The 26373-nt window shown below is 66.0% G+C and carries 23 protein-coding genes; 16 read left to right on the top strand and 7 right to left on the bottom strand.

The annotated features are described in order from the left end of the window. The coding region (locus ACIRA7_RS02720) for a hypothetical protein (RefSeq protein ID WP_396219261.1) at positions 1 to 253 on the bottom strand (253 nt) is incomplete at its 3' end. Positions 254 to 458: 205 nt separating this feature from the next. Here ACIRA7_RS02720 and ACIRA7_RS02715 point away from each other — a divergent pair. Continuing rightward, the gene (locus ACIRA7_RS02715) at positions 459 to 1028 is read left to right on the top strand and encodes a hypothetical protein (RefSeq protein WP_396219260.1); all 570 of its coding nucleotides are present in this window, start codon (positions 459 to 461) and stop codon (positions 1026 to 1028) included. Between the two features lie 13 nt (positions 1029 to 1041). Here the strand turns inward: ACIRA7_RS02715 and ACIRA7_RS02710 are convergent, their stop codons facing one another. Further along, positions 1042 to 2040, bottom strand: a complete 999-nt coding sequence (locus tag ACIRA7_RS02710) for an NAD(P)H-binding protein (protein WP_396219259.1) — start codon at positions 2038 to 2040, stop codon at positions 1042 to 1044. Positions 2041 to 2435: 395 nt separating this feature from the next. Here ACIRA7_RS02710 and ACIRA7_RS02705 point away from each other — a divergent pair, with 395 nt between their 5' ends. The 5 genes from ACIRA7_RS02705 (at position 2436) to ACIRA7_RS02685 (ending at position 6312) form a co-directional block, all read left to right on the top strand. After that, entirely contained in the window at positions 2436 to 3401 is a 966-nt protein-coding gene (locus ACIRA7_RS02705) for a prohibitin family protein (RefSeq protein ID WP_396219258.1), read from the top strand. Between the two features lie 78 nt (positions 3402 to 3479). Beyond that, entirely contained in the window at positions 3480 to 4028 is a 549-nt protein-coding gene (locus tag ACIRA7_RS02700; protein WP_396219257.1) for a hypothetical protein, read from the top strand. After that, positions 4028 to 4636, top strand: a complete 609-nt coding sequence (locus ACIRA7_RS02695; protein ID WP_396219256.1) for an OmpH family outer membrane protein — start codon at positions 4028 to 4030, stop codon at positions 4634 to 4636. Before ACIRA7_RS02700 ends, ACIRA7_RS02695 begins: the two co-directional genes overlap by 1 nt. After that, positions 4636 to 5553 carry an ATP-binding cassette domain-containing protein gene (locus ACIRA7_RS02690; RefSeq protein WP_396219255.1) on the top strand — a complete coding sequence of 306 codons (918 nt, stop codon included), beginning with the start codon at positions 4636 to 4638 and terminating at the stop codon, positions 5551 to 5553. Before ACIRA7_RS02695 ends, ACIRA7_RS02690 begins: the two co-directional genes overlap by 1 nt. A gap of 147 nt (positions 5554 to 5700) precedes the next feature. Next, positions 5701 to 6312 (top strand): PH domain-containing protein, encoded by a 612-nt coding sequence (locus tag ACIRA7_RS02685; protein WP_396219254.1) that lies wholly within the window; start codon positions 5701 to 5703, stop codon positions 6310 to 6312. Positions 6313 to 6326: 14 nt separating this feature from the next. On the opposite strand, the gene ACIRA7_RS02680 is transcribed toward ACIRA7_RS02685, so the two are convergent. Both ACIRA7_RS02680 and ACIRA7_RS02675 read right to left on the bottom strand, forming a co-directional pair. Continuing rightward, positions 6327 to 7919, bottom strand: a complete 1593-nt coding sequence (locus ACIRA7_RS02680; RefSeq protein WP_396219253.1) for an amidase family protein — start codon at positions 7917 to 7919, stop codon at positions 6327 to 6329. Positions 7920 to 7941: 22 nt separating this feature from the next. Continuing rightward, positions 7942 to 8370, bottom strand: a complete 429-nt coding sequence (locus ACIRA7_RS02675; RefSeq protein ID WP_396219252.1) for a CBS domain-containing protein — start codon at positions 8368 to 8370, stop codon at positions 7942 to 7944. A gap of 231 nt (positions 8371 to 8601) precedes the next feature. Between ACIRA7_RS02675 and ACIRA7_RS02670 the strand changes: the two genes are divergently transcribed. Genes ACIRA7_RS02670 through ACIRA7_RS02660 form a run of 3 tightly spaced genes read left to right on the top strand, consistent with a single transcriptional unit; the run spans position 8602 to position 12988 of the window. Continuing rightward, complete coding sequence (locus ACIRA7_RS02670; RefSeq protein WP_396219251.1) at positions 8602 to 10155, top strand: CRTAC1 family protein; 1554 nt, start codon at positions 8602 to 8604, stop codon at positions 10153 to 10155. A 2-nt stretch (positions 10156 to 10157) separates the two neighbouring features. Continuing rightward, entirely contained in the window at positions 10158 to 10619 is a 462-nt protein-coding gene (locus ACIRA7_RS02665; protein ID WP_396219263.1) for a (2Fe-2S)-binding protein, read from the top strand. Then, complete coding sequence (locus ACIRA7_RS02660) at positions 10616 to 12988, top strand: molybdopterin cofactor-binding domain-containing protein (RefSeq protein WP_396219250.1); 2373 nt, start codon at positions 10616 to 10618, stop codon at positions 12986 to 12988. Before ACIRA7_RS02665 ends, ACIRA7_RS02660 begins: the two co-directional genes overlap by 4 nt. Before the next feature lie 18 nt (positions 12989 to 13006). On the opposite strand, the gene ACIRA7_RS02655 is transcribed toward ACIRA7_RS02660, so the two are convergent. From ACIRA7_RS02655 to ACIRA7_RS02645, 3 genes are all read right to left on the bottom strand, one after another. Then, positions 13007 to 15409, bottom strand: a complete 2403-nt coding sequence (locus tag ACIRA7_RS02655; protein WP_396219249.1) for a carboxypeptidase regulatory-like domain-containing protein — start codon at positions 15407 to 15409, stop codon at positions 13007 to 13009. 131 nt (positions 15410 to 15540) lie between these two features. Further along, positions 15541 to 16221 (bottom strand): TetR/AcrR family transcriptional regulator, encoded by a 681-nt coding sequence (locus tag ACIRA7_RS02650; protein WP_396219248.1) that lies wholly within the window; start codon positions 16219 to 16221, stop codon positions 15541 to 15543. Between the two features lie 70 nt (positions 16222 to 16291). Beyond that, positions 16292 to 17905 carry an ABC-F family ATP-binding cassette domain-containing protein gene (locus ACIRA7_RS02645; RefSeq protein WP_396219247.1) on the bottom strand — a complete coding sequence of 538 codons (1614 nt, stop codon included), beginning with the start codon at positions 17903 to 17905 and terminating at the stop codon, positions 16292 to 16294. A 49-nt stretch (positions 17906 to 17954) separates the two neighbouring features. On the opposite strand from ACIRA7_RS02645, the gene ACIRA7_RS02640 reads away from it, so the two are divergent. The 7 genes from ACIRA7_RS02640 to ACIRA7_RS02610 all read left to right on the top strand — a co-directional run bounded on the left by ACIRA7_RS02640 (position 17955) and on the right by ACIRA7_RS02610 (position 26312). Further along, complete coding sequence (locus ACIRA7_RS02640) at positions 17955 to 18941, top strand: alkaline phosphatase family protein (RefSeq protein WP_396219246.1); 987 nt, start codon at positions 17955 to 17957, stop codon at positions 18939 to 18941. Positions 18942 to 19012: 71 nt separating this feature from the next. Continuing rightward, positions 19013 to 20014, top strand: coding sequence for an NAD-dependent epimerase/dehydratase family protein (locus tag ACIRA7_RS02635; RefSeq protein WP_396219245.1), 1002 nt, complete (start codon positions 19013 to 19015; stop codon positions 20012 to 20014). Between the two features lie 176 nt (positions 20015 to 20190). Further along, positions 20191 to 20421: a hypothetical protein gene (locus ACIRA7_RS02630; RefSeq protein WP_396219244.1), complete on the top strand. Its 231-nt coding sequence runs from the start codon at positions 20191 to 20193 to the stop codon at positions 20419 to 20421. A gap of 134 nt (positions 20422 to 20555) precedes the next feature. Beyond that, on the top strand, positions 20556 to 21986 hold the full coding sequence (locus tag ACIRA7_RS02625; protein WP_396219243.1) for an aminopeptidase P N-terminal domain-containing protein: 1431 nt from the start codon (positions 20556 to 20558) through the stop codon (positions 21984 to 21986). Beyond that, complete coding sequence (locus ACIRA7_RS02620; protein WP_396219242.1) at positions 21983 to 23632, top strand: M1 family metallopeptidase; 1650 nt, start codon at positions 21983 to 21985, stop codon at positions 23630 to 23632. The genes ACIRA7_RS02625 and ACIRA7_RS02620 overlap by 4 nt, the downstream gene beginning before the upstream one ends. 165 nt (positions 23633 to 23797) lie before the next feature. Then, complete coding sequence (locus ACIRA7_RS02615; RefSeq protein ID WP_396219241.1) at positions 23798 to 24412, top strand: DUF305 domain-containing protein; 615 nt, start codon at positions 23798 to 23800, stop codon at positions 24410 to 24412. Positions 24413 to 24476: 64 nt separating this feature from the next. Next, entirely contained in the window at positions 24477 to 26312 is a 1836-nt protein-coding gene (locus tag ACIRA7_RS02610) for an LVIVD repeat-containing protein (protein WP_396219240.1), read from the top strand. Positions 26313 to 26373 lie beyond the last annotated feature (61 nt).

Here is a 26373-nt window from a genome sequence, read left to right as displayed (position 1 = left end):
CGGAGGCCCGGGCTTCCTCGAGGGCGTTGTTGGCGAGTTGATCGATCGCGCGCAGGGCGTCGTTGCTGGCGCGGCAGCGCTTGAGCGCTTCGGTGGTGACCTCGACGGCGGAGAAGTCGCCGCGAAGTCGGCCGGCCTGAAACTGCGCGATGGTTCCGGCGAGCGGATCGTCGGCGCGCACGGGCCAGCCAACGAGTGGCATGGCGAGCAGGGCGCTGAACTGCGCGAGGGCTTCGCGGCGCGTGGGCGACATGGCGTAGGTAGCGGGGATTCCAAGCCAGCAGGTGCGTCGGACTCGCGGAAGATGCGAGACGCTGTGGGTGGCCGCTACCCGACGATCATCGCGGACTGCCACCGACTTACGGCGGGTCGATGGCGAGCAGGAGGCCGGGCTTTTGCTTCACCGTATGGCGAGGCGTACGTTGTACCGGTCGTCCTTCTCTCTCGCCCCATCCCCGATGAACGTCCTGCGTTTCCTCCCGTTCGCCGCCAGCCTGCTGCTGTTCGTCGCGCCCACCGTCTCGATTCAGGCGCAGGGCGTCACGACCCCCGGCTCCACGGTACCGGCCACGTTTCTGGAGTACCGTACGACCGTGCCGGCGGGATGGGTCGCTTCCACGCCGTCGTCCAGTATGCGTCTCGCGGAGTATCGTGTGCCAGCGACCGGTAGCGCGATCCCGGTGGAGATCGTGGTGTACTTCTTCGGTCCGGGGCAGGGAGGCTCGTCGCAGGCGAATCTGGACCGATGGAAGAGTCAGTTCAGCAATCCGGCCGGTGGCGACGTCGCGGAGACGGTGCGCCGTGATACGACGGGTGCGTTTCCGCTTACGGTCGCCGAGTACAGCGGCACCTATGCGCGCGGCACGGGTGCGGGATCGGCGCCCGATGCGGCACGTCCGGGGCACAAACTGATTGCCGTCGTGGCGGAGACGCCGCGCGGGACGCTGTTCTTTCAGTGCTTCGGTCCGGTCGCGGCGGTGGACGCGCAGCGCGCCGTGTATCTGCAGTTCGTGCGCGGACTGCGCTAGGCGGGGCGTCGCGTCACGAGAACACCGCGTGCTTGCCGCGATCGTCGGTCGCCTCGCCGCGCAAACGCTTGGCGAAGAAGTCCGTGAGCGTGTCGTGTCCGGTCGATGGCGTGGCGTCGGCATCGTAGCGCGCACGCTTTGCGTCCCAGACGAGCATCGATTCGGTGGCGTAGTAGCGCCCGATGCGCGCCAGCTGCGCCTTGTCGGCCAGCGGCGGGATGACGCGGCCCACGACGGTGAGCACGCTGATGATCGTGTCGAGCAGCCCCACGGGCACCTGCTTGAATCGCGGCTCGCGTCCGAGCAGCGCGAACAACTGCTCGCCCTGCTGACGCGGTGTTTGGGCGTCGCCCGGACCGCCGATCGGGAGCACACGGTTCTGGCGCTCCGGGTCGTCGAGACAGGACGCGATGAACGCCGCGAGGTCGTCATCGCTGATCGGCTTGCAGGCGGTGAGCGTGCCGTCACCAAAGATCAAGAATGGCTTCCCGCGCTTCACGCGTTCGACCTGCCCTGACAGCGATTTGAAGAATGCGGTGGGGCGCACGATGGACCAGGTCAGTCCGGAGTCGATCAGCGCCTGCTCGAACGCCAACTTGGCCTGCTGAAAGGCCAGCTGCGGCTTCTGCACGCAGATGGCCGACAGTAGCACCATCTGCGGCACGCCAGCCGCCTTCGCCGCCTCGAGCACGTGGATATGCGCCCGATGGTCGATGGCCCATGCATCGCGCGGGGTACCGGTGCGCGACGCCATGCAGGAGACGACGGCATCGAAGTGCTCGCCCTTGAAGCCATCGCGAGCGATGGACGTAGGGTCGCCGACATCGCCCGTGCGGACGATCACGCCGGCGGGCGGCGCGGGAGGCGCGGGCGGCACTCCGTGCGATCTGCGCGGTGGGCGACCAAAGCACACGACGTCATGTCCCTGTCGGACCAACGCGCGCACGGTGGCGCGACCGATGGTGCCGGTGGCGCCCAGCATGAACACGCGACGGGGAGCTCGTGACGTCATACCGGGAAAGATGCGGTGCATCGAGCCCGCTGGGAATGCGGCCGTGGCGCGCGTCGGCGCTTCGCGGTCACCACGCGAATGCTCGTGAGGGCGTGCCCCACGACAGCCAACACATCGGTTTTCTCTATGGATTCATATTGAACAATCAATCTGCTCGGTGCTGGCCATCGCGCAGCATGCGCCTATTTTAAACGAAGAAGGGGAGTAGCACCGCGGGCCACGGCCCGTGCAACCAATCCGTCAAGACTGCGCTCGCGAGTGCGCACGGGTTGGCTGGGCTCCGGCTCCAGTGATGGAGAGCCGGACTGCGCGAGACCTTCGCATCCACCGCACGCCTGTGCGGTGGCCTTGCGAAGCTACTCGCGCTTCGCGCCACCTTCCGACGTGAGCCTCTCATGTCCAAGTCCCAGATTGCGACGTCGCGCGTCCCCTCGCCGAAATCCCTCCGTGTCGCGGTTGCCGTTCTCCTCGTAGTACCGCTTGGGGCATGCGCGACGATTCGTCAGGACGAGATCGGCGTCAAGACGCGCTTCGGGCGCGTGGCCAGCGGTCCGCTGCAGCCCGGTGCGCAGCTGCTGATACCGGGCGTCAACTCCGTGCTGCGTGTGCCATCGCGCGTCGTGAACCGCGAGGTGCGTCTCGAGATGCCGACCCGCGAGGGGCTGAACGTGTCGGCGGAAGTGTCGATCCTGTATCGTGCACGCCCGGAGCAGGTGGCGCGCATCCTCGAGACGAGCGGCGTGCGATACGAAGAGGACGTCATCATCCCCGTCTTCCGCTCGGCCGCGGCCGATGTATCGTCGCGCTACATGGCGAAGGATCTGCACTCCGGTACACGCTCCGGTATCGAACGCGCCATCAAGGACCAGATGATGTCGGTGCTCGACGCCCGCGGCTTCGAAGTGGAGACGGTGCTGCTCAAGAGTATTCGTCTTCCCGCCGACCTCGCCCGATCCATCGAGGAGAAGCTTGAGGCGGAGCAGCGGTCGGAGCAGATGCGCTTCGTGTTGGACCGCGAACGCCAGGAGGCTGAGCGGCGCACGATCGAAGCCACCGGCATTCGTGATGCCTGGGCCATCATCGCACAGGGACTGACCCCATCCATCATCTCGTATCAGTCGATCGAAGCGTTTCGCGAGTTGGCGCGGAGCCCGAACGCCAAGGTGATCGTGACCGACGGCAAGACCCCGATGCTGCTGAACGCCGAGGCGGGCGGTGACGCGTCCGTGGTGCGAGCGGCACCGCCAGGCGGCTCGGCGTCGCTGAGCACACCATCCACCACGTCGCCGGGTGCGCGGCGGGTCGAGCGTCCGCTGGCGCCGCTGGCGCCGCTGCCGCCGCTGCCGCCGCGAACGCCGTAGTCGAACATCACGCATCGTCGTCGCGGTGCCACCCTCGGGACCGCGACGAGCAGCACCATCTCTTCCGGAGCAGGTCGTATGCGTTTCACCGTCAGGTTCGCGCTCGCGTTGTTGTGCGTTCCCGCGCTCGGTGTCGTCCGGCCGGCGCAGGCCCAGTGGTCCATTGCACCCTCCGTCGCTCTGGGTACGGCGGTCCCCGCGGGCGCCTTCAGCCGCGATGTCGCCGAGAGTGTCACGTTCAAGGGGGCGCTCTGGTTGCGCGCTCCGCGTGTGCCGGTCGGGTTGACCCTTGAAGGGATGTACGCGCAGTTTCGCGATGCGCGACCCAACGTGGCGTCTGAGAACACCCACGTCGGCGCGGTGCTCGCCAATGTCACGACCCGCCGACATGAGCGAAAGCTCGAGCTATACGGCGTAGCCGGAGCGGGATGGTACTGGCGTAACGGGCCGACGGATTCCTTTGCCGAGCGGCAGGCACCCGGCATCAATGTCGGCGTCGGCGAGATCATTGCGCTCGGTCGTCGAGACTTCTTTGTCGAACTCCGACTGCACGCGGTTCGCACACCGGCGCGGACGGGCGAGCAATGGATGACGTTCATGCCCCTACTGATCGGAGCGAGGTTCTGATGCGAACGACGCTGCTGTGTGTCGCTGTGGTCGTCGTGGGCTTGCCGGACTGCGTGACTGCCCAGCAAGCGCCACGCCCGCCACGTGTGCCTGCCACCCGAATCGCGGTGTACGACTCGCGCGTGGTCTTCGATTCCATGCCGGAGCGGAGCGCGGTGGAATCGGAGTTCGCCCTCGACCAGGCGAAGGCGCGCACCATGGTGGCGGAGGCGTCGGATTCGCTGCGACGCTCGCTTGATGAACTGGTGAAGGTTGAACAGCGGCTCACACCGCGCGAGCGTGAAGCCGGCAAACTCAACTTGCGGGCGAGGGAGCTGCTCGTGGAGCAGATGCTCGAGAACCTCGATGGCATCATTCAGCAGCGCCTCGACGAACTGCGTGGACCCCTATTGCTTCGGATTCGCGATGCCGTCCGCGTGGTACGCGTGCGCGAGGGATACCACCTCGCGCTCGATCGTGCGACGAGTGGCCTCGAGGTTGACGCCGATGACTCGATCGACATCACCAGGGCGATCGTGGCCGAGTTGCGACGTCCACTGGCCGAGCGCCCACCGTCGGCACCGCCTGAGGCACCTGGGCGGTCACTCCGCCCGCGGCCGGACAGCTGATGCATCCGTCGATCGCGATCGAGGCGCTCCGGGAGCGTCGCACGCAGCAGATGCGGGTGGATCACCTGACGAAGCACTACGCCCACTGCCCCCGCGCCCTGGACGACGTGTCGCTCACCCTGATGAGCGGGCTCACATGCGTGATCGGTCCACCGGGGGCCGGCAAGTCGACGCTGTTGAACGTGCTGGGTGCGCGCGAGCGACCCGATGAGGGCACCGTATGCTTCGGAGAGATCGATGTCCTCGGCAGTCCGGCGCTGCTGCGACCGATTGCCGCGCACGTACCGAGGGATACGCAGGTCCCGCTCCCGATGCCCGTCCATGTGGCGCTGGAGCACTTCGCCGCGCTCCACGCGCCGTCCGCTCCCCAGATCCGGTCGGCGCGTGTGGAGGCGCAGTTGAACCGTGTCGGGCTGTGGCACGCGCGGACGCTGCGCGTCGGTGAACTGACGCCTGCGATGCGCTGGCGAATGATGCTGGCTATCGCCTTGCTGGGATCACCACGACTGCTGTTGTTGGATGCGCCGTGTCACGAACTCGACGATGCCGACTTTTCTTCCCTGCTGGACCTTGCCGAGGAGGCCGCTGAGCACCGTCTCGTGCTTCTTGCGACTTCGAAGCCACACCTGATTCGTGATCGTCTCGTGCAGATCGTGCTGCTCCATCGTGGTCGCGTCCTGCGGGACGGGGCCGCAGATCGGGTACTCGATGAATTCCGGGGGCGGGTCTGGGAGGCCCGCGTTACGCCTGAAGCGGTACCGTACATGACGCATCGGCATCGCGTGCTGTCAACGCAGCCAGTCGGCGGTGCCGTGACCATCGTCGTGTTTGCCGACGAGCAGCCGGGAGCCGGCTTCGTGGCGATCGAGCCGGATCTGACACATGTCTACCACCACGACCTGGCGGCGTCCCGCTGACTACGTGCGGGCTGAACCTGGGGAATTCGCCGATACTCCTGCGATGCTGCGCCGTGCGAAATCCGTGGCCCGGTTGGCTGCGGTGATGGCGATGCAGTAGCCTTCGTCGGTCCCGCGCCGTCCCACCTTCCAACTTCTGGAGATGACATGTTCAAGAAATTCGCCGCCGAGGCGCTGGGCCTCAGCGACATCGGTGTGATCGTCGAATCCAAGGACTTCGACAAGGTTGACGCCGACGACTACCTGTTTCACGAGGATCAGGAACGGATCTACTTCCTGATCAAGTCACGGAAGGACGAGTACTGCTTCACGAACTTGGCGCTCATTCACGTGGATGGTGAATCCGCCATCTCGGCGAAGCGCGTGATCCGTCGCTACGACTACGCGCAGTACCCGATCGCCCACGTATCGATCGAGACCGCCGGCACGGTGGATCTCGACATCGAGCTCAAGTTCACGATCGGCGACAAGCCGTTCAGCATCGATGTGCGCAAGAGCCATCTGGAAGCGCTCAAGGACATGTACAAGGCGCTCCACACCATCGGCAAGCTGCAGAAGCGTGACGAAGTGGGACGGGCGCACGCGATGACCGCGGCCTCGGTGCTCGGTGCCATGATGAAGCTGAACAACACGGTCACCGATCCGGCGTCGGTGGTCAGTCATTATCGCGCCGTGCTCGATGCCATGAACGACGCGGTGCGCGACGATCACACGCGCAAGGATTTCAGCGCGGTCTTCGAGAAGTACATCCACGCGTGATGCCTGGATGACCCCTACTTGACCACCACCGCCTCGCCCGGCAGTGCCGGTGTCGTCACCGGCCGCCGGCGGGCGCGGGTGATCTGCTCAAAGCTGTAGCCGAGCGCGATGAGCTTCGGTTCGCTCCACGCGGTGCCCAGAAACGAGATCCCGATCGGCAGTCGGTTGTCGCTGAAGCCGGCCGGCACGATGAGGTCAGGAAAGCCGGTCAGATTGGCGATGTTCTGCGCATCGGGTGCCGCACTGCTCCCGGCGGCGTCGATGCGCCCGGGCTTCACGGACTGCGTCGGGTACACGATGGCATCGAGCTGGTTCGACGCCAGCACGCCGTTCACTACGTTGCGCATCATCGGCAGCGCATGATCGTACACCGAGCGATAGCGATAGTCTTCGGTGGTGCCGCTGGCCAATTCACTCACGAACTTCGCCCAGCGCGAGGCGTTCGGGGCCGTGCCGCTCGCGCCAAGCGACGTGAACCCTTGACTGCGCTCGATCAACTCGGCGAGCGTCTTCGGGTAGCCCGCCGGCGTGCTCCGCAGGTAGTCGGCAATCTGCGGAGGAAACTCGGGGAAGCGCACGGCCGTGTACCACGCATCCTTGGCCTCGAGCATCCACGTCGGAAAGCGTACCTCGACGATCGTGGCGCCAGCCTTGCGCATCGCGCTGAGCGACGACTCCACGATCCAGTCGACCTCGGTGTCGAAGCCGGTAAAGTCGCGCGCGATACCAATCCGCGCGCCTTTGAGCGCATCGGCCTTCAGGTACCTGGTGTAATCGCGCTCGGCATGTCCCTCGCTGCGACGCGTGGCGGTATCGGCGGCATCGACGCCGGTCATGGCGCCAAGTGCGATCGCGATGTCGGTGACGCTGCGCGCCATCGGGCCACCGGTGTCGAATGACAGTGCTAGCGGAATGATACCGGTGCGGCTGAGCAGGCCGTGCGTCGGCTTGAGCGCCACGATGCCGTTCACTGTCGCTGGTCCGCGAATGCTGCCGCCGGTATCGGTGCCGAGTCCGAACTGCGCGAATGCGGCGGCAATGGCCGCGCCAGTGCCGCCCGATGACCCCCCCGGCGCAAAGGCCAGCTGGTGCGGATTCAGGGTTTGGCCACCGAGCGAACTGTAGGCTCCCGATGACGCGAACTCCGACATGTTCACCTTCGCGAGCACGATCGCCCCGGCATCGCGCAGCTTCTGCACCAGCACCGCATCGCGGGCGGGGATGTAGCCCTCGAGCAGCACCGACCCACCCGTGGTCGGCAAATCGCGCGTGTCGTAGTTGTCCTTGAGTACGACCGGAATACCGTGCAGAGGCGACCGCGTGCCTTTCGTCTTGCGCTCGGCGTCAAGTGCGCGGGCGGTCTCGAGGGCCTTCGCATTCAGCGTGATCACGGCGTGGATCGCCGGTCCCTGCCGGTCATACGCGGCGATGCGCGACAGATAGCGCGACACGAGTTGCACCGAGGTGAGCGTGCCGGCGTCGAAGGCGGCGTTGAGCTCGGTGATGGTGGCCGCGTCGAGATCGACTACCCGTTGCGCGCGAAGGGTCGAGCCGAGGGACAGCAGCAGGGCAACCGCCAGCCCCCGGGCGGCCATGCCGCGTGTCATGATGGGCAACGATGGGGTGCGGTTACGAGTGGATGTAGCTGTGCAGCGTGGCGATGGTGCTCTCGTGATCGGCGATGATGTCATCCATGATGTCGCGGATGGAGATCATGCCGAGCACGCGGTCGCCATCGAGCACGGGCAGGTGGCGGATCTTCTTGGCACTCATCAGCGCCATGCAGTCGCGCGTCCGCGTAGTCGCGTTCACCGTGAACACATCGGCCGTCATGATCTCGGAGACTATGGTCTCCTTCGAATTGCGACCCTGCAACGTGATCTTGCGCGTGTAGTCTCGCTCCGAGAAGACACCCGCCAGCCGGTGTCCGTCCATCACGAGCAAGGCGCCTACACCATAGTGCGCCAGCTGCACGACGGCCGCATACACGGTTGTGTCGGGGGTCACGTGCCAGAGCGTCCCGTCGTGCTTCTTGAGGAGTTCGCCGACAGCTTTCATGACGCGGTACCAGGTAAGGGTGATCGCACCTCTCTAGGGTACGTCGTGGCCGGCGGGTACGCCAGAAGGGGAGTGCCACGGTTGGCCTGAGCTTGACTCGCACCGCCGCTCTAGCCCCGTGGCGCTGGTCGTCCTATTGTTGCGGTGGTCCGAGCCGCTACGCGAACGCTCCGGTGCGCGCAGCGGCTCGATACGAGCGAGCGATGTCTGATGGTACGAACGAGACGATGTGTGTACGCGGCGCTGGCATGGTGGATCGGTTTCGCGGGCGCGCTGTCGGCGCAGCCGGGCCGGCCCCGCTTCGTGCCGCTACAACCCGAACTGTTCGCGGCTGGTGGGGCCTTGGCCAACGCCTTCGCCGACATCGACGGGGATGGCGATCTCGATCTCTTCGTGGGCTTCAACGGGACGCCGAACCGGCTGTACCTGAACACGGGCGGCACGTTCCGCGACATTGGCGCCGAGGCCGGTGTGGCCGATGCGCGCGCCACCCGTGCCGCCGCGTGGAGTGATGTTGATGCCGACGGCGACCCCGACTTGCTGCTGGGCTTCACGCCGGGTGCGGGGCCTGTCTTGCGCCTGTACCGCAACGACGGGGCGCGGTTCACCGATATTACGGCGGCAAGTGGGCTCAGCGTGGAGACCGGGGCGGTACGTCAGCCGGCGTTTCTCGATGTGGATGGCGATGGTGATCTCGATCTGTTCGTGGCGTTTCGCGATCGCGCGAATATGCTCTTTCGCAATACCGGTGGGGTGTTCGCTGATGTGGCGGCGCAGGTCGGGCTGGCCGATCCGCGCAAGAGCGTGGGTGCGGTGTGGTTCGACTATCAGAAGGATGGGGACTTCGATCTGTACGTCGCCAATCAGGACGGCGATGCGAACGGCTTCTACCGCAATGACGGCGGCACCTTCACGGATGTCGCGGAGTCGCTCGGCTTGGCGTGGGGCGGGCGCGGGGCGAACGTCGCCACTCAAGGCACCGTGCGCCCCTGCGTCGCCGATGTGAACAACGACGGCGTCGCGGACATCATCGCCGCCAACTACGGACCCAACGGGCTCTTCCTCGGCTCGGTTAATGGATCGTTCCGCGACGTGAGCACGGCGTGGGGAGTGGCTATCGATGGGCGCTACGACACGTGTGCGCCAGCTGACATCGATCACGACGGCTTGCTGGATCTGTACGTGAACGGCACGGTGTCGGCCACGGAGAGCTTCCGCGACTATTTGTTTACCCGAAAAGCCTCCGCCTTCGTGGACGCCACGCCGGACAACCTGCTGGCGCTGACCGCCAGTCATGGGGTGCAGTGGGCCGATGTGGACGGCGATGGTGCGCTCGATCTCGCGTTGGCGGGCTCACGGCCGGAGGCATCGCATCCCGTCTTGCGCCACGCGCTGCCGCCGGCGGTAGCGCGACGATCGCTGCAGGTGCGCGTGGTCGATGCGAACGGCCACGCCACCGCCGCCGGCGCGGAAGTGCGTGTGTACCGCGTCGGCAGCCGCGTGCTGCTGGCCACGCGATGGGTCGATGCGGGCTCCGGATACGACGCGCAGAGCGACATGCCGGTGCACATCGGCCTCACGTCGATGCAGGCGGTGGACGTGGAGGTGACGCGGATGGTGGCCGGGCGGCGCGTGACGACCATCGTGCGGCGGGTCTCGCCAGCTGCGTATGCAGGGCGAGCGTTGGTGGTGCCCGCTCGCGCGGGCATGACGCGTGGTGCGCGTGTCCCGCTACGGTCGCAGGCGGACGTGCGTCCTGGATCCTACTTCGTGGAGACCCCGTGAGTATCGCCCCGATTTCCCTCACCGTGAACGGTGCTGCTCGCACGTTCGACGGCGATCCCACCATGCCGCTGTTGTGGTATCTGCGTGACGAGCTCGCGCTCACGGGTACCAAGTACGGCTGCGGTATCTCCCAGTGTGGTGCGTGCACGGTGCATGTGGACGGCGCCCCGGTGCGCGCCTGCCAGCGGCGTATGCAGTCACTGGCCAACACGAGTGTGACCACCATCGAAGGGTTGCATCCGACCGGCGGGCATCCGCTGCAGGTGGCGTGGCGCGAGATCGACGTGCCGCAGTGTGGATTCTGTCAGAGCGGCCAGATCATGCAGGCCGCCACGCTTCTCTCACGCAATGCGACGCCGAGCGATGCCGACATCGACACGGCCATGAACGGACATATCTGTCGCTGCGGTACGTATCCACGCATTCGTGCGGCCATCAAGGCGGCGGCGGAGGCGACACGATGAGCGCGACGCCGCGACTGCCCTGGATCACCCGCACGGCCAGCTCGCCGGAGCTCGGGTCGGTGTCCACCGGTACGTTGGACACGCATCGTCGTGACTTCATGAAGCTGTTGGGGATGGGCGGCTTGCTGGTGGCCGCGAGCACACTCGGTGTGCGACGGCTCGAGGCCACCGACGCGCCCTTCGCGCCCAACGCCGAGCCGTGGGAACCGCATGCGTACGTGCGCCTTGGCGACGACGGCATCATCACGATTATCTGTCATCGCTCGGAGATGGGGCAGGGCATCCGCACCACGATGCCGATGATCATCGCCGACGAGATGGACGCCGACTGGGCCACCTGCCGGGTGGAGCAGGCCCTCGGTGACGACAAGAAGTACGGCAATCAGAACACCGACGGCTCCACGAGTATCCGCGACTTCCTGCCGGCGTATCGCCAAGCGGGTGCCACGGTGCGTGCGCTGCTCGAGGATGCGGCGGCGAAGGAATGGGGCGTGGCGGTGAGCGAGGTACGCGCCAGCAACGGTGCGGTGGTGCACACGGCAAGTGGTCGCACGAAGTCGTTCGGCTCGCTGGTGGGCACGGCGCGCGCGATTCCGATGCCGGCCAAGGAGCGCGTGCGCATCAAGGCACCGAGCGAACGGCGATGGGAAGGGAAGCGGATGCCGTCGGTCGATCTCGTGCCGATGACGACGGGCACGGCGATGTACGGTGCGGACATAACGCTGCCGGGGATGAAGGTGGCGGTGATCAGCCGGCCGCCGGTGTGGGGCGGCAAGGTCGTGAGCGTCGACGACAGCCTCGCGCTCAAGGTGCCGGGGGTGGAGCGGGTGGTGCGCATTCCCGAGACGCCGGTGCCGAGTGCGTTCTTCCCGCTGGGTGGTGTGGCGGTGATCGCGACGAACACGTGGGCGGCGATCCGGGGCCGCGACGCGCTGCGTATCACGTGGGACAGCGGCCCTCACGCGACGTACGACAGCACCGCCTACAAGGCCACCCTGCTGTCGTCGGTGCGGGCGCCAGGAAAGGCGGGGCGTGCGGTGGGCGACGTGCCGAAGGCGATGGCCGGCGCGACGAAGCGCGTGACGGCGGAGTACTACATGCCGCACTTGTCGCATGCGCAGATGGAGCCGGTGGCCGCCTTGGCGAACGTGGCCAACGGCAAGGTGGAGGTGTGGGCGCCCACGCAGTCACCGCAGGACGCGCGCAATACGGTGGCGCAGTATCTCAAGGTGGACGCCGCACACGTGGCGGTGCATGTGACGCTGCTGGGCGGTGCATTCGGTCGCAAATCGAAGCCGGATTTCATCTGCGAGGCGGCGTTCCTGTCTCGCGAGGTGGGTGCGCCGGTGCGCGTGCAGTGGACGCGTGAAGACGACCTGCGCCATTCGTATCTGCATTCGGTGGCGGCGCATCGATTGGAAGCCGGGCTCGATGCGAACGGCAGGGTCACGGCGTGGCTGCACCGGTCGGCGTATCCGGCGATCGGCGCCACCTTCGCGCCGAATGTGACCGGCGCGGAGCCCGATGAACTCACAAATGGTGCGAGCGACATTCCGTTTGACATTCCGAACATGCGCGTCGAGATCTGCGAGGCGGTGGCGCACACGCGCATCGGCTGGTATCGCAGCGTGAATGCGATTCACCACGGCTTCGCGATCGGTTCGTTCGTGGATGAGCTGGCGTATGCCGCGAAGAAGGATCCGGCGGACTTTCTCCTTGGATTACTGGGCCCCGATCGCGTGGTCGATCTCTCCAAGGCGGGCTTGGTGGCACCGGCGAGCAACTACGGCGCCACGTGGGCTGATCATCCGCTCGACATTGCCCGCGCCCGCACGGTGGTGGAGCTGGCCGTCGAGAAGAGCGGATGGCGCGGGGCGAAACTTCCGCGCGGCAAGGGACGCGGCATCGCGATCCATCGCAGCTTTCTGTCGTACGTGGCGATGGTGGTGGAAGTCGAGGTGCAGCCCGATGGCACGGTGCTGGTGCCGAAGACCACGGTGGCGGTCGACGCCGGCTTCATCGCCAATCCCGATCGGGCGCGCGCGCAAATGGAAGGCGCGCTGATCATGGCGATGAGCAACCTGCTGACCAGCGAAGTCACCTTTGCCGGCGGCAAAGTGGTGCAGTCGAACTACCGCGACTATGGCGTCACACGTATGCGGGCGGCGCCGCACGTAGTGGATGTGCATCTGGTGAGCAGCGAAGGATTGCCGGGTGGTATCGGCGAGCCCGGTGTGCCGCCGGCCGGTGGGGCCATCGCGAATGCGATCTTCGCCGCCACCGGCGTGCGGGTGCGTCAGTTGCCGGTGGCAAAGCAGCTGGCGGGATGGCAAACGCGGACGGCGAGTGAAGTGCGCGGGGGCGAGTAACGCCCCCGCGGCCATCGGTCAGAACTTCCAGTTGATGCCACCCACCGGCAGGAACGACGTCTGCTCCCGCCACTGGGCGCGGCCGGTTTTCGGATTCCAGTCGAGCGTGGTCTTGTTGAGCCGGTTGGTCACGTTCTGCAGTTCGATGTACGTGGAGAGCCAGGTGCCGCGAATGGGGAGTCGCTTGTCCAGGCGGATATCCAGCCGGAAGTAGTTGGGCGCCCGACCGGTGTTCAGCTGTGCGACATCAAAGATCAGCCGGTTCTGTGCGGCACTCGCGCTGTTCAGCAGCGGCGTGGTCGGGCGGCCCGTTCCCCAGCTGAGCCGGGTGGAGAGCTCGCGCCGCGATCCGGATTTCACACCCAGAATCATCGTAACGAGGTCGGGGGTGTCGTACGCCCCGCGCCGCCACACGCCGTCACGGGCGCGATGCTGAACGGACGAGCGGGTGTAGCTGAGTTGCCCGTACGTGCGTCCCGTGAACTTCTGCTGCACGAACAGCTCGAGCCCCTTGGCCCGTCCCGTGCCTCGGCTGAGCATCGGCACCGTGACGGCGCCGATCCCGAAATCATCACCAGTGTTCGCCACCGACAGCATGGGGTAGTCGCGCGACACGGGATAGTCGGCGTAGCGCTTGTCGAAGCCCTCCACCGAAAACAGCAGGTCGCTGCGCGGCGTCCAGCGCAGCGAGGCGATGGCCTGATCGGCACGCATGGGTGATAAGTCGGCGTTGTCCTCAATGTTGGCGGTGATGAACAGCGGGACCTGCTGATGATACCGGCCCCAGGTTCCACTGAGCGCCAACTGATCGGAGAGGTGCCACGTGGCTGACGCCCGGGGCGACACGCGCACCGCCTGTCGCGCCTGATACCGGTCCACGCGGGCGCTGGCGACGAGATCCACCGCACCGATGGAGCGCGTGAGTTCGAGCCAACTGCCGAGCAGCGGGGTGGCGGTGGATTGCATCACCTCGATGGCATCCACGCGTCCGGGTACGGGTGTGAGTGGATTCTCGACACCGAACGGGGCCTGGAGATCGCTGCGAAGCGACAGCCGCTTCGCGCTGACGCCGGTGGAGAGATCGGCCACGCCGGGGAATGACCACTGGAGCTCGTACCGCGCGGTCAGGTCCGTGTCACGCGAATCGGTATCCAGCACCGGGGTGGTGCTCACCACCGTTTCGATCGTGCGCACGGCCGTATTCGTGGTGGCCGCGCTCAACACCAGCCGACTGGAGCCTCGCTGTCCGAGCAGCTGATTCCAGGTGACGCCGCCAATCCAGCGATCGCCGCGGAAGCGCGTGCTGCCCAGGGGGCGGGCGTCGCTGGTATCGGCGGCGCCGCTCTTGAAGGTGATGTTGTCGAGCCCACCCAGGCCGACGAAAGCGATGGTGCTGCGCGAAGTCGGATGCCAGGCCAGCTTGGTCTGGAAATTCGTGGTGTACGGGGTGGCCGTCAGCCCCAGCGCGGGAGCCAGCAGGTCGAGGTAGCTCTGGCGGGCGGACATGATGACCGAGGCGGAGCGGCCGAGTGGGCCTTCGGCGATCAGGCCGGCGCCGGCCGTGCTCAGATCGAATTCAGTGCGCCACGCGTCGGTGGTCCCTTCCCGCAGGCCGATGTCGAGGACGCTGGAGAGACGATTGCCGTACTTGGAGGCGAACCCGCCGGCCATGAAGGTGGCGTCGCGCACGAGTTCGTTGTTGATCATGCCGATGGGTCCACCGGTGGTCCCCTGATCGGCAAAGTGATTGATGTTGGCCACCTCGATGCCGTCGATCAGGGTGAGATTCTCGATGGGGGAGCCGCCCCGGGCGATGATATCGTTGCGCGAATCGTTGCCGGAAACCACGCCGGGGAGAGCCTGGACAAGGCGGCTGACGTCGCCGACGGCACCGGGGGAGCGTCGGATTTCCTCGTAGCTGAGGGCCACGCGCGAGTTGGGCATCTGGCGCGGGGGTGTGAGCGATTGGCCACCGCCCTCGACCGTGACCGCCGAGAGCGCGGCGGCGGCGGTTTCCAGCTCGACGATCGTTTGGGTGGTGCGGGCGGGCACGACCAGCAGATCCGGCTTGAGCGCGATGCGATAACCGAGGCGGGTGATGCGAAGGGTGTAGGTCCCATCGGGAACGCGCGCGACGGCGAAGCGCCCGGCGGAGTCGGTACGAGCGGTCAGGGTGGTGCCGACGACGGTGATCTGGGCGTCGGGCACCGGGTGTCTCGTCGTAAGATCGAGCACGGCGCCGGTGATCCGTCCGGTTGCCGCCGTGGGTGCGGATTGACGAGTGGCGGATGGGGGCGGCGTGGTCGACTGGGCCGAGGCGATGGGGGCTGAGGCCGCGAGGGCGGACGCCACGACGGTGGTGGCCCAAGCGAGCGTGGAGGCGGCGAGCGGGTGGCGGGGGCGGGGAGTGTTCGGGCGCATGGTGGCGAGTCGTGTGGTGTTGTTGGTAGTAGCGTGATGTACGGCAACGATTTTGTTAACGCTGTAATCTTTAAAGCCCAAAAAAAACGCGGTTCGCTTCGTGGGCCGATGGCGTCGGACCGGACCGGCGGTCAGGGAGAGTGAAATCCAGCAAGCACGACCTCCGACATGGCGTGGGTCATCGCGAGGAGCTGGGCGGGGGGGAGGAGGTTCATGGTGACCGCCATCGCCGCCATGCCGTGGACACCGCTCCAGAGGATGAGACTGGCCGGACCCACTTCCAACTTTCCCAGACCACCGGCCGCGGCGAGCGCCGCGACGGCGTCGCTGAGGACCATGAAGCCGGTATCTGCGGCAACGTCGTCCATGGACATTCCCATCCCCCAGTCGGGGCGCTCCAAGAACATCAGCTTGTAGATGGCCGGGTTCTCGATGGCGTACTGCACATAGGCCTGCGCCTGCGCCAGAAGCCGTTCCCGCGGCATGGTCGCCGACCGGTCGGCGGCGCGCAGTACCTCGCCGAACTGCGCGAAGTACCCCTGACACACCTCCTCCAGCAACGCATCCCGGTCGGCGAAGTAGCGGTACAGCGCCGTGGGCGAATACCCAGCCTCCTCCGCCACCTCGCGCAGGGAAAAGCGCTCGTAGCCGTTGGCCACCAGCTGCCGACTGGCGATCTCCAGCACCGTGTCCCGAAGCTGGAGTCGCTCGGCTTCCCGCCGCGCGATCGACCGGGTGCGAACGCGTTCCGCCCGCGTGGTCGGTGATTTTTCGCCCAAGTCGGCGGTGGGAGGCGCGTGATGTGCGATCATACGACTTTATGTTAACAGTGTAAACTTGAGCGGTCAAGGGGGGAGTCCGGTGGGCCGGTCTCCCCCCGCGCTACTTCGCGCGGCGTGCCTGATCCGCCTCCCATTCCTCGAACGGGCCATCGAAGTCCATCAGCCGCGTCCCGTTGAACCACCAGACGCGCGTGGCCACCTGGCGCAGGAACGCCCGGTCGTGGCTCACGATCAGCACCGTGCCCTCGTACTCGTCGAGCGCGTCTTCGAGCACTTCGATGTTCTCGACGTCGAGGTGATTCGTGGGCTCGTCGAGCACCAGCAGGTTGGCCCCGGTGAGCGTCATGAGGGCCAGCGCCATGCGGGCGCGCTCGCCACCACTGAGGGTGCGGATTTCACGGAACACTTCGTCGCCGCTGAAGCCGAAGGCGCCGAGATGGTTCTGGATGTTGCCGCGGCTCCAGAGCGGCCGCTGGGCCTGAATGGCGTCCGACAGTGACAGGCGAAGCGGGAGATCTCCCAGGTCTTGCCGGAACCACGCCGGCGTGATCGAACTGCCCACGCGCGCCTGACCACTGGCCGGCGCGAGATCTCCCAGCATGGTCGAGATGAACGTGGATTTGCCGGCACCGTTGGGGCCGACGAGCGCCACGAAGTCGTTGCGCCGCAGCGTCGTTGTGAAGTCATTCACGAGCACGCGCCCCGGCACTTCGACGCGCAGTTCATCGATGGAGACCACTTGGTCGCCGCCGCGCTCCGCGACGGTGAACTGGAGCGACATCGCGGCTGGATCACCCACCGGTGGCGCGAGGCGCGGCAGGCGTTCGAGTCGCTTGCGCTTGCCCTTCGCCTGGAACGAGTTGACGCCGGCCAGATTCCGGCGGATGTATTCCTCTTCCTTCTTCACGTACGCGCGCTGCTTCTCCACTTCGCGCTCGCGGGTGAGTCGTCGTTCGGCGCGCTGCGGCACGAATTGACTGTAGTTCCCCTTGTACGCCTCGCACGACTTGGCCTCGATGTGCAGGATGTTCGTGCACACGGCGTCCATGAACGCCCGATCGTGCGACACCACGAGCACGGTTTCGTCGCACTCCTTGAGCCACTCCTGCAGCCACGTGGTGGTGTCGAGGTCGAGGTGATTGGTGGGTTCGTCGAGCATGAGCAGGTCGGCGGGCGCGATGAGCTGCGCCGCCAACCCCACCCGTCCGCGCTCTCCGCCCGATAGCGTGGAGACGAGCCGCGTTTTCGACTCCTCGGCGTCGAAGCCGAGTCCCTGCAGCACGGCATCTACGCGGGCGTGGTAGATGTAGCCGCCGAGGTCGGCGAAGCGTTCCTGATCGTGCCCGAACTTCTCGAGCATCTCATCGGTGCATTTGTCGCCCATCTCCCCGAGGGCCATCGCTTGCTCGGCGATGCGCTGCTCGAGGGCGATGACCTCGCGCCATGCCGCGGCGCCGGCCTGCCACACCGTGGTGGCCCCTTCGAACGCCCGGTGCTGGTCGAGGAGCGCATGACGGAGCCCCGGCTTGCGGGCGACGGCACCGACCGTGGGCTGGATCTCGCCGGTGATGACGCCGAAGATCGACGTCTTCCCGGCGCCATTGCGACCGATGATCCCCCACCGCTCACCTTCGGCGACGGTGAAGGTGATCTCTTTGAGGAGTTCGGTGGCTCCGAACGAGATACCGATATTGGAGCAGGAAAGAAGCGTCACGAGGCGAAGGAAGGCGTCGAGTGGAAGAGATCGTCGTAAATTACACCGGATGCGTACCCTCCTCCCCGTCCTGCTCGGCCTCACGCTGTTGTCGGCCTGCCGCGTGCCCGTGGGTAAGACCGCGGGAATCCCCCGCAAAGCCGTCTTCATCCTGCTCGATGGCATCCCGGCCGATGTGATCGAGCAAGTCCCCACGCCGGTGCTCGATGAGATCGCCAAGGCCGGTGGCTACGCGCGCGCCCACGTGGGTGGCGAGAAGGGAGGCCGCACCGAGACCCCGACGATTTCGGCGCCCGGCTACATGAGCCTGCTCACGGGCACGTGGGCCAATAAGCACAACGTCTGGAACAACAACAACCAGTCCCCCAACTACGCGTACTGGAACATCTTCCGCATCGTGGAGTCGGTCGATGCCTCCCGGAAGACCGCGTTGTTTTCCACGTGGCTGGACAACCGCACCGTGCTCGTGGGCGAAGGGCGCCCCGGGGCGGGCGACTTCCGGCTCGATCATGCGGCCGACGGATTCGAACGGGATACGGTCGCCTTTCCGCACGATCCGGCGTCGCGATATATCCAGGCCATCGACGAGCGCGTTGCCTCCGAGGCCGCTGCGTACATTGCGGCGAACGGGCCCGACCTGACGTGGGTGTACCTCGAACACACCGACGATGTGGCGCACGCGCGCGGCGACAGCGACGCATTCCACACGTCGGTGCGGGAAGCGGATGAACGGGTGGGGCGCATCTGGGCGGCGGTGAAGCAGCGTCAAGCCCTCGGCGAGGATTGGATGATCGTGGTGACGACCGATCACGGGCGCGACGCGCGCAACGGTAAGGGGCACGGCGGTCAGTCGGAACGGGAACGCACCACGTGGATCGTGACGAACCAGTCGCGTCTCCGTGCGCGCTTTACCAGCGGAGCATCGGCGATCGTGGACATCGCGCCCTCGATCCTGCAGCATCTGGGTATCGCGGTGCCGACGGCCGTGAGCCGAGAGATGGATGGCGTCTCGTTCCTGCAATCGCGTGCGCGATGAGCCCTCGCGCGGCGTCGCGTACGCGCTCTCGATCCCCGTTCTTGCCCCTCTCGCACTCAGCGGAGTAAACCATGGCGCGTGTCCTTGTGATCGGCGGCACCCAACTCATCGGGCGCGCGCTGGTGGAGCAGTTGCTGGCGCGTGGCGACGAGGTGGCACTGATGCACCGGGGACACGACACGCCCTTTGGCGACCGCGTACGATCCATTCGCTGCGATCGTAACGATGCCGCGGCGGTGCAGGGTGCGCTGACCGGTGAACGGTTCGATGTCGTGTACGACAATGTGTACGATTGGCAGCGCGGGACGACGCCCGAGCAGGTGCTGGCGGCGGCGCGCGCCACGGCTCCCGGTCTGTCCCGCTACGTGTTCACGTCGAGTGTCGCGGTGTATCCCACGGGTGGCGTATATACCGAGGATTCCGCGCTGGTGGCCGAGGATCATCCGGAGGTGTACGGCGCGCAGAAGGCCAATACGGAGCGCGCGCTGTTTGCGCTAGGTGCGCACGAAGGGGTGCCGGTGAGCACCTTGCGTCCGGCGTTCATTTACGGACCGAATAACGCATTCGATCGCGAAGCGTTCTTCTTCGATCGCCTGCGCGACCACCGGCCCATCATCATTCCCGATGCTGGGCAGGCGACGATGCAGTGGGTGTCTGCGCACGACGTGGCCCGGGCGGCCATCCTCGCCGCCACGCACGACGTCGCGATCGGGCAGGCGTACAATCTGGGGAGCTTTCCGCCGATTACGCAGCTTGATTTTGTGAGGCTGCTGGCGCGGGCATCGGGACACGCGTTGCAGGTGGCCCACGTGCCGCGCGCACAGATTCAGCAGATGGGCGGCGGTCTGATGCAGCCACCCAATTACTTCGGTGTGTATCTCGATCTCCCCGCCATCACGGTTGACTCCTCGGGCGTGACGGAGCAGCTCGGTCTTACGCTCACGCCGCTGGAGGCGGGGATGGGCGACACGTATGCGTGGTATGCAGCGCAGCCGCGCGTGACGCGGGATTATGCGTGGGAAGACGCGCTTCTCGCGAGTGATGGCGTCGAGGTCGTGTCACACCACGGGTAGCGCGCCGCACGGGTCAGTCGCGGGATCGATGCGAAACAGGTGCAGCCACCCGTGCTCGACCAGCGGTCGCACCAGCGCGTGTTTCGCGATCATGCCATCGATCACCTCCGCCAACGAGTCAACAACTGCTCGAAATTAGGTGCGTTGTGGTGCGCTGCACGGTTCTGGGCATCGCCATGTCGTCCGCCTCGGCGATGATTGTCGGACGCACCCTGCGCCTGCTGGCCCGCGAACTCAATGCCATGGCCCCGGTGCCCGCCGTGGTGGTGCGCGACGAGCTCCGTGACGTCGCGCTGCGGGAGCACGGCGCGGTGCCGGATCTCCTCGAGGAGTTTCACGCGATCCGTGTGACGCGACAGTATCAGCCGCCGCTGTTGCGCGCGCTGCTTGCCCGGCGTCCCACCTAGTGGCTCGGTGAAGGTTCATAGTCGGCGTTGATGGGGTGATCGATCGCGAAACTCAGGGATTGCTGCCGCCGCGACAGGGGCCGTATGCTTTCCGGGTCCTCGCCCACCCGCCGCCCTCGCCTCCCCGCCGCCTCATGTGTTCTCCGCGTTCGTGGTGTCTGACCGCCTGTCTGCTGCTCGCCGCACCGTCGGCCAGCCGCGCCCAGGAGAAGCACGCCTACCAGACCGACTTCACGGTGGCGGAATTCGCCGCTCGCCGCGCCAGGATCTTCGACGCGATCGGCACGCAGGCGATCGCCGTCGTGCAAGGCGCCAGCGGCGTGCCCGGCTTCAGCGTGTTTCGCCAATCGAACGATTTCTACTACCTGTGCGGCCTCGAATCGGCGCACGCGTACCTGCTGCTGAACGGCCGGACACGAACGGCCACGCTGTATCTCCCGCATCGCGACGAGGGACGGGAGCGCTCCGAGGGGAAGATTCTTTCGGCGGAGGATTCGGCCCTCGTGACACGACTCACCGGCGTCACGCAGGTGAAGGGACTGGAGAGTCTCGCGCTCGATCTCGTAAGCGCCGACCTCATTCGTCCGCCGGCGTTGGCGCTTTACACGCCACTCAGCCCCATGGAGACCGGCAACGACAGTCGCGACGAACTGTTGGCGGGTCAGGCACGCGCGGCGAGTGATCCGTGGGATGGCCGCCCGTCTCGCGAGGCGCATTTCGTGCGACTCGTGAACGAGCGCTTCCCGCAGTTCGTAGTGCGCGATCTGTCGCCCGCGCTCGACAGTCTGCGGGTGATCAAGAGCGCCGCCGAGATCGTGCTCATTCGCCGGGCCACGCAACTCGCAGGACTCGGCATCATGGAAGCGATGCGTTCCACGAGCCCCGGCGTGTACGAGTATCAGCTCGATGCGGCCGCCAAGTACGTGTTCCATGCGGGTGGTGCACGCGGCGACGGCTACGCCTCGATCATCGGCGGCGGCACGAACGCGTTTCTGGGCCACTACTTCCGCAAGTCGGATGCGCTGCGCGACGGCGATCTGGTGCTGATGGACTACGCCCCCGACTACCGCTACTATACGAGCGACGTGACACGCATCTGGCCGGTGAACGGGACGTACACCGCGGCCCAAGCGGCGCTGTACGAGTACATCGTGGCATATCGCGATGCGCTCTTCCGGTATATCAAGCCCGGCGTCACCGCTGATGAGGTGCTCGACCGCGCGGCCGCCGACATGACGCAGTATCTGGTCGGGAAAACATTTGCGTCACCGGCCCATCTGAAAGCCGTGCAGCAAGGGCTGGTGTTCCGCGGACACTTCCAGCATCCGGTGGGTATGGCCGTGCACGACGTGGGTCGGGTGCGCGGCGTGCCACTCAGGGCGGGGATGGTGTTCACGATCGATCCCATGATCTGGATTCCCGAGGAGCGACTCTACATCCGCATTGAAGACATGGCACTCGTCACCGCCGACGGCGTGGAAAATCTGAGTGGCTTTGTGCCGACTCGCATCAGTGATGTACAACGCACGATCGGCGAAGCCGGCGTGATTCAATTCCGCAAATGAGATACCACCTTTCCGCCGCCGTGCTGGCCGTCGTGGGCGCGTTCCTCGCGCCACCCACGCGCACGGATACGTACCCCAAGAATCCCAACATCGATGCGCTCAACTACGCGTTCACGATCGAGCTGTCGGATACGACCGACCTGATCGTGGGCGAGTTGACGCTGGACCTCCGTTTCGTGGGGCCCGGCGTGCGTGTGGTGCGACTCGATCTCGTGAGTACGAGTGCGGCGCGAGGCGGCACAGGGATGCGCGTATCGGGGGTGACGATGGATGGCACACCGATGCCGTTCACGCACGACAACGATGTGCTCCTGGTGCCGCTGGCGTCGGCGCCGGCGGTGCATCAGCGCGCGCGGTTGGTGGTACGCTATCGGGGCAAAGCCGCCACCGGGCTCAAGATCGGCAACAACAAGTACGGCGATCGCACGTTCTTCAGCGACAACTGGCCCGATAAGGCCCGCCACTGGCTGCCGACGATCGACCATCCGTACGACAAGGCCACCAGCGAGTTCATCGTCACGGCCCCGAGTCAGTATCAGATCGTGTCCAATGGCGTGCAGGTGGAGATCACCGATGTGGCCGGTGGCCGCCGTCGCACGCACTGGAAGAATTCGGTGCCGATTGCGCCGTGGCTGTACGTGCTGGGTGCGGCGCGCTTTGCCGTGCAACGCGTGGGGACGTTCGAGGGGAAGGCCATCGAGACGTGGGTGTATGCGCAGGATCGCGACGCCGGGTTTGCCGATTTTGCGACGCCCACGAAGGACGTCCTGGCCTACTACAGCGACTACGTCGGGCCGTTTGCCTACGAACGCTTGGCCAACATCCAGTCGAATAGCGTGAGCGGTGGTATGGAGGCGGCATCGGCCATTTTGTACAGCGAGAGTTCGGTCACGGGAACCGGCAGTGTGCGGTGGCGCAATGTGGTGATCCACGAGATCGCCCATCAGTGGTTCGGCAACGCCGTGACCGAGGCCGACTGGGACGATGTGTGGCTCAGTGAAGGCTTCGCGACATACTTCACGCTGTTGTACATCGAGCACGCGTACGGCCGCGACGAATTCGTGCGCGGGCTACAGGCCAGCCGCAACACGGTCATGGGCTTCGCGGCGAAGAATCCGGCGTACACCATCATCCACAACAACCTGAGCCGCATGGAGGATGTCACCAGCTCCCACACCTATCAGAAGGGGAGCTGGACGTTGCACATGCTGCGCGGCGTGATCGGCGAGGCGGCGTTCCAGCGCGGCATTCGCGCGTATTACGCGCGGCATTTCAACGGCAGCGCCACCACCGCCGACTTCCGGCGTGCCATGGAGGAAGCGTCGGGCCAGGAGCTCGGGTGGTTCTTCGAGCAGTGGCTCTACAAACCGGGCACCCTCGAGCTGGCGGGCCGTTGGACGTATGATGCTGCGGCCCGCCAAGTACGCGTAACGCTCGATCAGGTGCAGCGCGACGGGAGCCTGTTCACGATGCCGATCGAGATCGGCGTGTACAGCAAGGGGCAGCCCACACCGACCTTGGAGCGGGTGCGGGTGTCGGCGAAATCCAACTCGTTCACCATCGCCGCCCTGACCGCGCCGGATAGCGTACGCTTGGATCCGAACCTGTGGGTGCTGATGACGGCCACGTTCGAGAAGAAACCGTAGGGCTGGTCCGCGAGATGCTGGATCAGCGCCCGGTGGACCCGACGAGAGGGCACGACGCCTAGTGCGCCGCCCCTTCGCGCCGTATCCTCAAGTACATTTCTCATGCTACGACCCCCCTCCGCCCGGCTCGCGCGTTGGCCCGGCACACCGATGGAGCACCCCTCTATGATGTCCCGACGTCCGATTCTCGCGTTCTCGGTCCTTTCCCTGCTGGCGGGCGCCTCGTCGTCCGCATCCGCTCAGGCGGGCATGGACCACAGCATGCACCGGATGGGCCCGGAGATTGTCATCCCGAACGGTGTGCTGTACACGAAGGCCGACGTTGAATTCATGCAGGGCATGATCGCCCATCACGCGCAGGCGATCGTGATGTCGCGCCTAGCGGAAAAGAACGGCGCCAATCCGCAGGTGCTCAAGTTGTCGCGGAAGATCGATCAGTCGCAGGTGCCCGAGATCGAAATCATGCAGCAGTGGCTGCGCCGACACGATCAGTTCGCACCGGACACCGCGTCGTGGCACGGCATGCGGATGGACGGCATGCTGACGGACGAGGAGATCGCGGCGCTCGATAAAGCGAAGGGCGTCATGTTCGATCGGCTCTTCCTCGTCGGCATGATCAAGCACCATGAGGGCGCGCTCAAGATGGTCGATGATCTCTTCAAGGTGAAAGGCGCCGGTCAGGAGGTAGACGCCAACACTTTCGCCAACGATGTGGTCAGTGCGCAGACCGCCGAGATCGGCATCATGCGCGGCCTGCTGGCCAAGCTCCCCCCGAAGTAGCACGGACGTACAACGCCAGCCGGCGTTTCGTTTTCCCCATCCTCACCGAGTGGAGTGTGAACTGATGCGCGTCATGCGTGGCTTGATTCTGCTGTTTGCGACTGCCGTTGTGCCGACGCTGGCGTCGGCGCAGACGTACCCGAGCAAGTCCGATCCCCGGAACAATCTGAAGTCGGGCCGACTCGATGCGGGCGTCGCGGCGAGCAACATGAAGCTGTTGTCGTTCACGCCGAAGCCGGCCCAGTTCGACACGGTGCGCGGCCTGACGTTCGTCAACTCCGACCTCGCCTTCGGCACGCACTACGTCTACCAGGCGAACTTCGCCGGCTTCTCGATCTGGGACATCACCGATCCCGCCAAGCCGACGATGACGGCGGTGGTGCAGTGCATCACCTCGCAGGGTGATCCGTCGATCTACGGCAACCTGCTGTTCATCTCCGCCGAGGGAGCGGGCAACCGCAACGATTGCGGCAGCGGCGGCGTGCAGGATCCCAAGGATCACATGGCTGGCGTGCGCATCTTCGACGTGTCCAATCCGAAGGCGCCGAAGCTCGTGAAGAACGTGCAGACGTGCAAAGGTTCGCACACGCACACGATCGTGCCCAGCCCGACTGATCCGCGCACGATCTACATCTACGTGTCGGGACAGCAGGCGGCGCGGCCGGAGACGGAGCTGGCCGGGTGCAAGAACGGCAGTGATCCGGCGGATCCCACGAACTCCCTCTTCCAGCTCGACATCATCAAGGTGCAGCTCGATCGTCCTGAGCAGGCCAAGGTGATTCCCGGTGCGCGTATCTTCACCGGTCTGGACGGGGCGAGCGAGTGCATGCGCTTTTGCGCGCCGACCGACGCGCGCCGCGCGGCGGGGCGCGCCCGCCCGGTGGCTGATCCGACCATGCCCACCGGACCGCGCAACTGCCATGACGTGACGGCGTATCCCGCCATGAATCTGCTCGCGGCGTCCTGCTCGACGCACTCCATTCTCGTGGACATTTCCAACCCCGAGAAGCCGTTCCGCATCAGTGCCCTCGCCGACACGAACAATTATCAGGGGCGGCACACGGCGGCGTTCAGCAACGACGGCAAGAAGCTGATCCAGACGGACGAGTGGGGCGGCGGCACGGGCCCGATGTGTCAGGCCTCCAGCATGATCGAGCTGGGCGGCAACACGGTCATCTCGCTCGACGCGAAAAAGAAGCAGAATCAGCGCGCGTACTTCAAGCTGCCCTCGGCGCAGACGGCCGAAGAGAACTGCGTGTCGCACAATGGTGGCATCATCCCCGTGCCGGGACGCGACCTGTATGTGCAGGGCTGGTATCAGGGCGGCGTGAACATCATGGACTTCACCGACCCCGACAAGGCGATTGAAATCGGCTACTTCGATCGTGGTCCGATCGATCCGCCGCAGCCGGTGGACGTTCCCGCCGCCGCCGCGTCCGCCGCGCCGGGCGCGCGTCCGCGCAGCAACACCATTGGCGGCTCATGGGGCGCGTACTACTGGAACGGCCTCATCTTCTCGTCTGAGCTCGATCGCGGCATGGACATCCTCGAACTCACGCCGAGTGCGCAGCTGTCGGCGAACGAGATCGCGGCGGCCAAGCTGGTGACCTTCACGGATTACAATCCGCAGAGCCAGCCGAAGATGACGTGGCCGGCGGCGTTCGTGGTGGTGCGCTCGTACCTCGATCAGCTGGTGCGCGGCAACGGCCTCGCGTCCGATCGCACGACGGCGATTTACGCGGCGCTCGATGCGGCGGAGATGAAGTCGGGGCTGGCGCGCGCGACGGCGCTCAACGCGCTCGCGTTGCAGGTGGACAAGGACATCGCCGGCGCCAAGGATGGCGCGCGGGTGAAGACGATGGCCGGCGAGATCCGGCGGCTGGCGGCGGCGTCGAAGTAATCCGACACCGACCAGCATGAACGATCACGGGCGCCCTTCTTGCGAGGGGCGCCCGTGTTGT

This window comes from Gemmatimonas sp., assembly GCF_044376735.1.
Taxonomy (GTDB): Bacteria; Gemmatimonadota; Gemmatimonadetes; order Gemmatimonadales; family Gemmatimonadaceae; genus Gemmatimonas.
This window is presented reverse-complemented; position numbering and strand designations above follow the sequence as displayed.

Bases quoted from the DNA above. Each gene is read 5' to 3' on its own strand.
- ACIRA7_RS02680 (WP_396219253.1), bottom strand. From the start codon at position 7,919: ATGACACGCGGCATGGCCGCCCGGGGGCTGGCGGTTGCCCTGCTGCTG.
- ACIRA7_RS02640 (WP_396219246.1), top strand. From the start codon at position 17,955: ATGCGTACCCTCCTCCCCGTCCTGCTCGGCCTCACGCTGTTGTCGGCC.
- ACIRA7_RS02675 (WP_396219252.1), bottom strand. From the start codon at position 8,370: ATGAAAGCTGTCGGCGAACTCCTCAAGAAGCACGACGGGACGCTCTGG.
- ACIRA7_RS02610 (WP_396219240.1), top strand. From the start codon at position 24,477: ATGCGCGTCATGCGTGGCTTGATTCTGCTGTTTGCGACTGCCGTTGTG.
- ACIRA7_RS02615 (WP_396219241.1), top strand. From the start codon at position 23,798: ATGATGTCCCGACGTCCGATTCTCGCGTTCTCGGTCCTTTCCCTGCTG.
- ACIRA7_RS02700 (WP_396219257.1), top strand. From the start codon at position 3,480: ATGCGTTTCACCGTCAGGTTCGCGCTCGCGTTGTTGTGCGTTCCCGCG.
- ACIRA7_RS02630 (WP_396219244.1), top strand. From the start codon at position 20,191: ATGTCGTCCGCCTCGGCGATGATTGTCGGACGCACCCTGCGCCTGCTG.
- ACIRA7_RS02660 (WP_396219250.1), top strand. From the start codon at position 10,616: ATGAGCGCGACGCCGCGACTGCCCTGGATCACCCGCACGGCCAGCTCG.
- ACIRA7_RS02620 (WP_396219242.1), top strand. From the start codon at position 21,983: ATGAGATACCACCTTTCCGCCGCCGTGCTGGCCGTCGTGGGCGCGTTC.
- ACIRA7_RS02655 (WP_396219249.1), bottom strand. From the start codon at position 15,409: ATGCGCCCGAACACTCCCCGCCCCCGCCACCCGCTCGCCGCCTCCACG.
- ACIRA7_RS02690 (WP_396219255.1), top strand. From the start codon at position 4,636: ATGCATCCGTCGATCGCGATCGAGGCGCTCCGGGAGCGTCGCACGCAG.
- ACIRA7_RS02710 (WP_396219259.1), bottom strand. From the start codon at position 2,040: ATGACGTCACGAGCTCCCCGTCGCGTGTTCATGCTGGGCGCCACCGGC.
- ACIRA7_RS02705 (WP_396219258.1), top strand. From the start codon at position 2,436: ATGTCCAAGTCCCAGATTGCGACGTCGCGCGTCCCCTCGCCGAAATCC.
- ACIRA7_RS02625 (WP_396219243.1), top strand. From the start codon at position 20,556: ATGTGTTCTCCGCGTTCGTGGTGTCTGACCGCCTGTCTGCTGCTCGCC.
- ACIRA7_RS02635 (WP_396219245.1), top strand. From the start codon at position 19,013: ATGGCGCGTGTCCTTGTGATCGGCGGCACCCAACTCATCGGGCGCGCG.
- ACIRA7_RS02715 (WP_396219260.1), top strand. From the start codon at position 459: ATGAACGTCCTGCGTTTCCTCCCGTTCGCCGCCAGCCTGCTGCTGTTC.
- ACIRA7_RS02685 (WP_396219254.1), top strand. From the start codon at position 5,701: ATGTTCAAGAAATTCGCCGCCGAGGCGCTGGGCCTCAGCGACATCGGT.
- ACIRA7_RS02650 (WP_396219248.1), bottom strand. From the start codon at position 16,221: ATGATCGCACATCACGCGCCTCCCACCGCCGACTTGGGCGAAAAATCA.
- ACIRA7_RS02695 (WP_396219256.1), top strand. From the start codon at position 4,028: ATGCGAACGACGCTGCTGTGTGTCGCTGTGGTCGTCGTGGGCTTGCCG.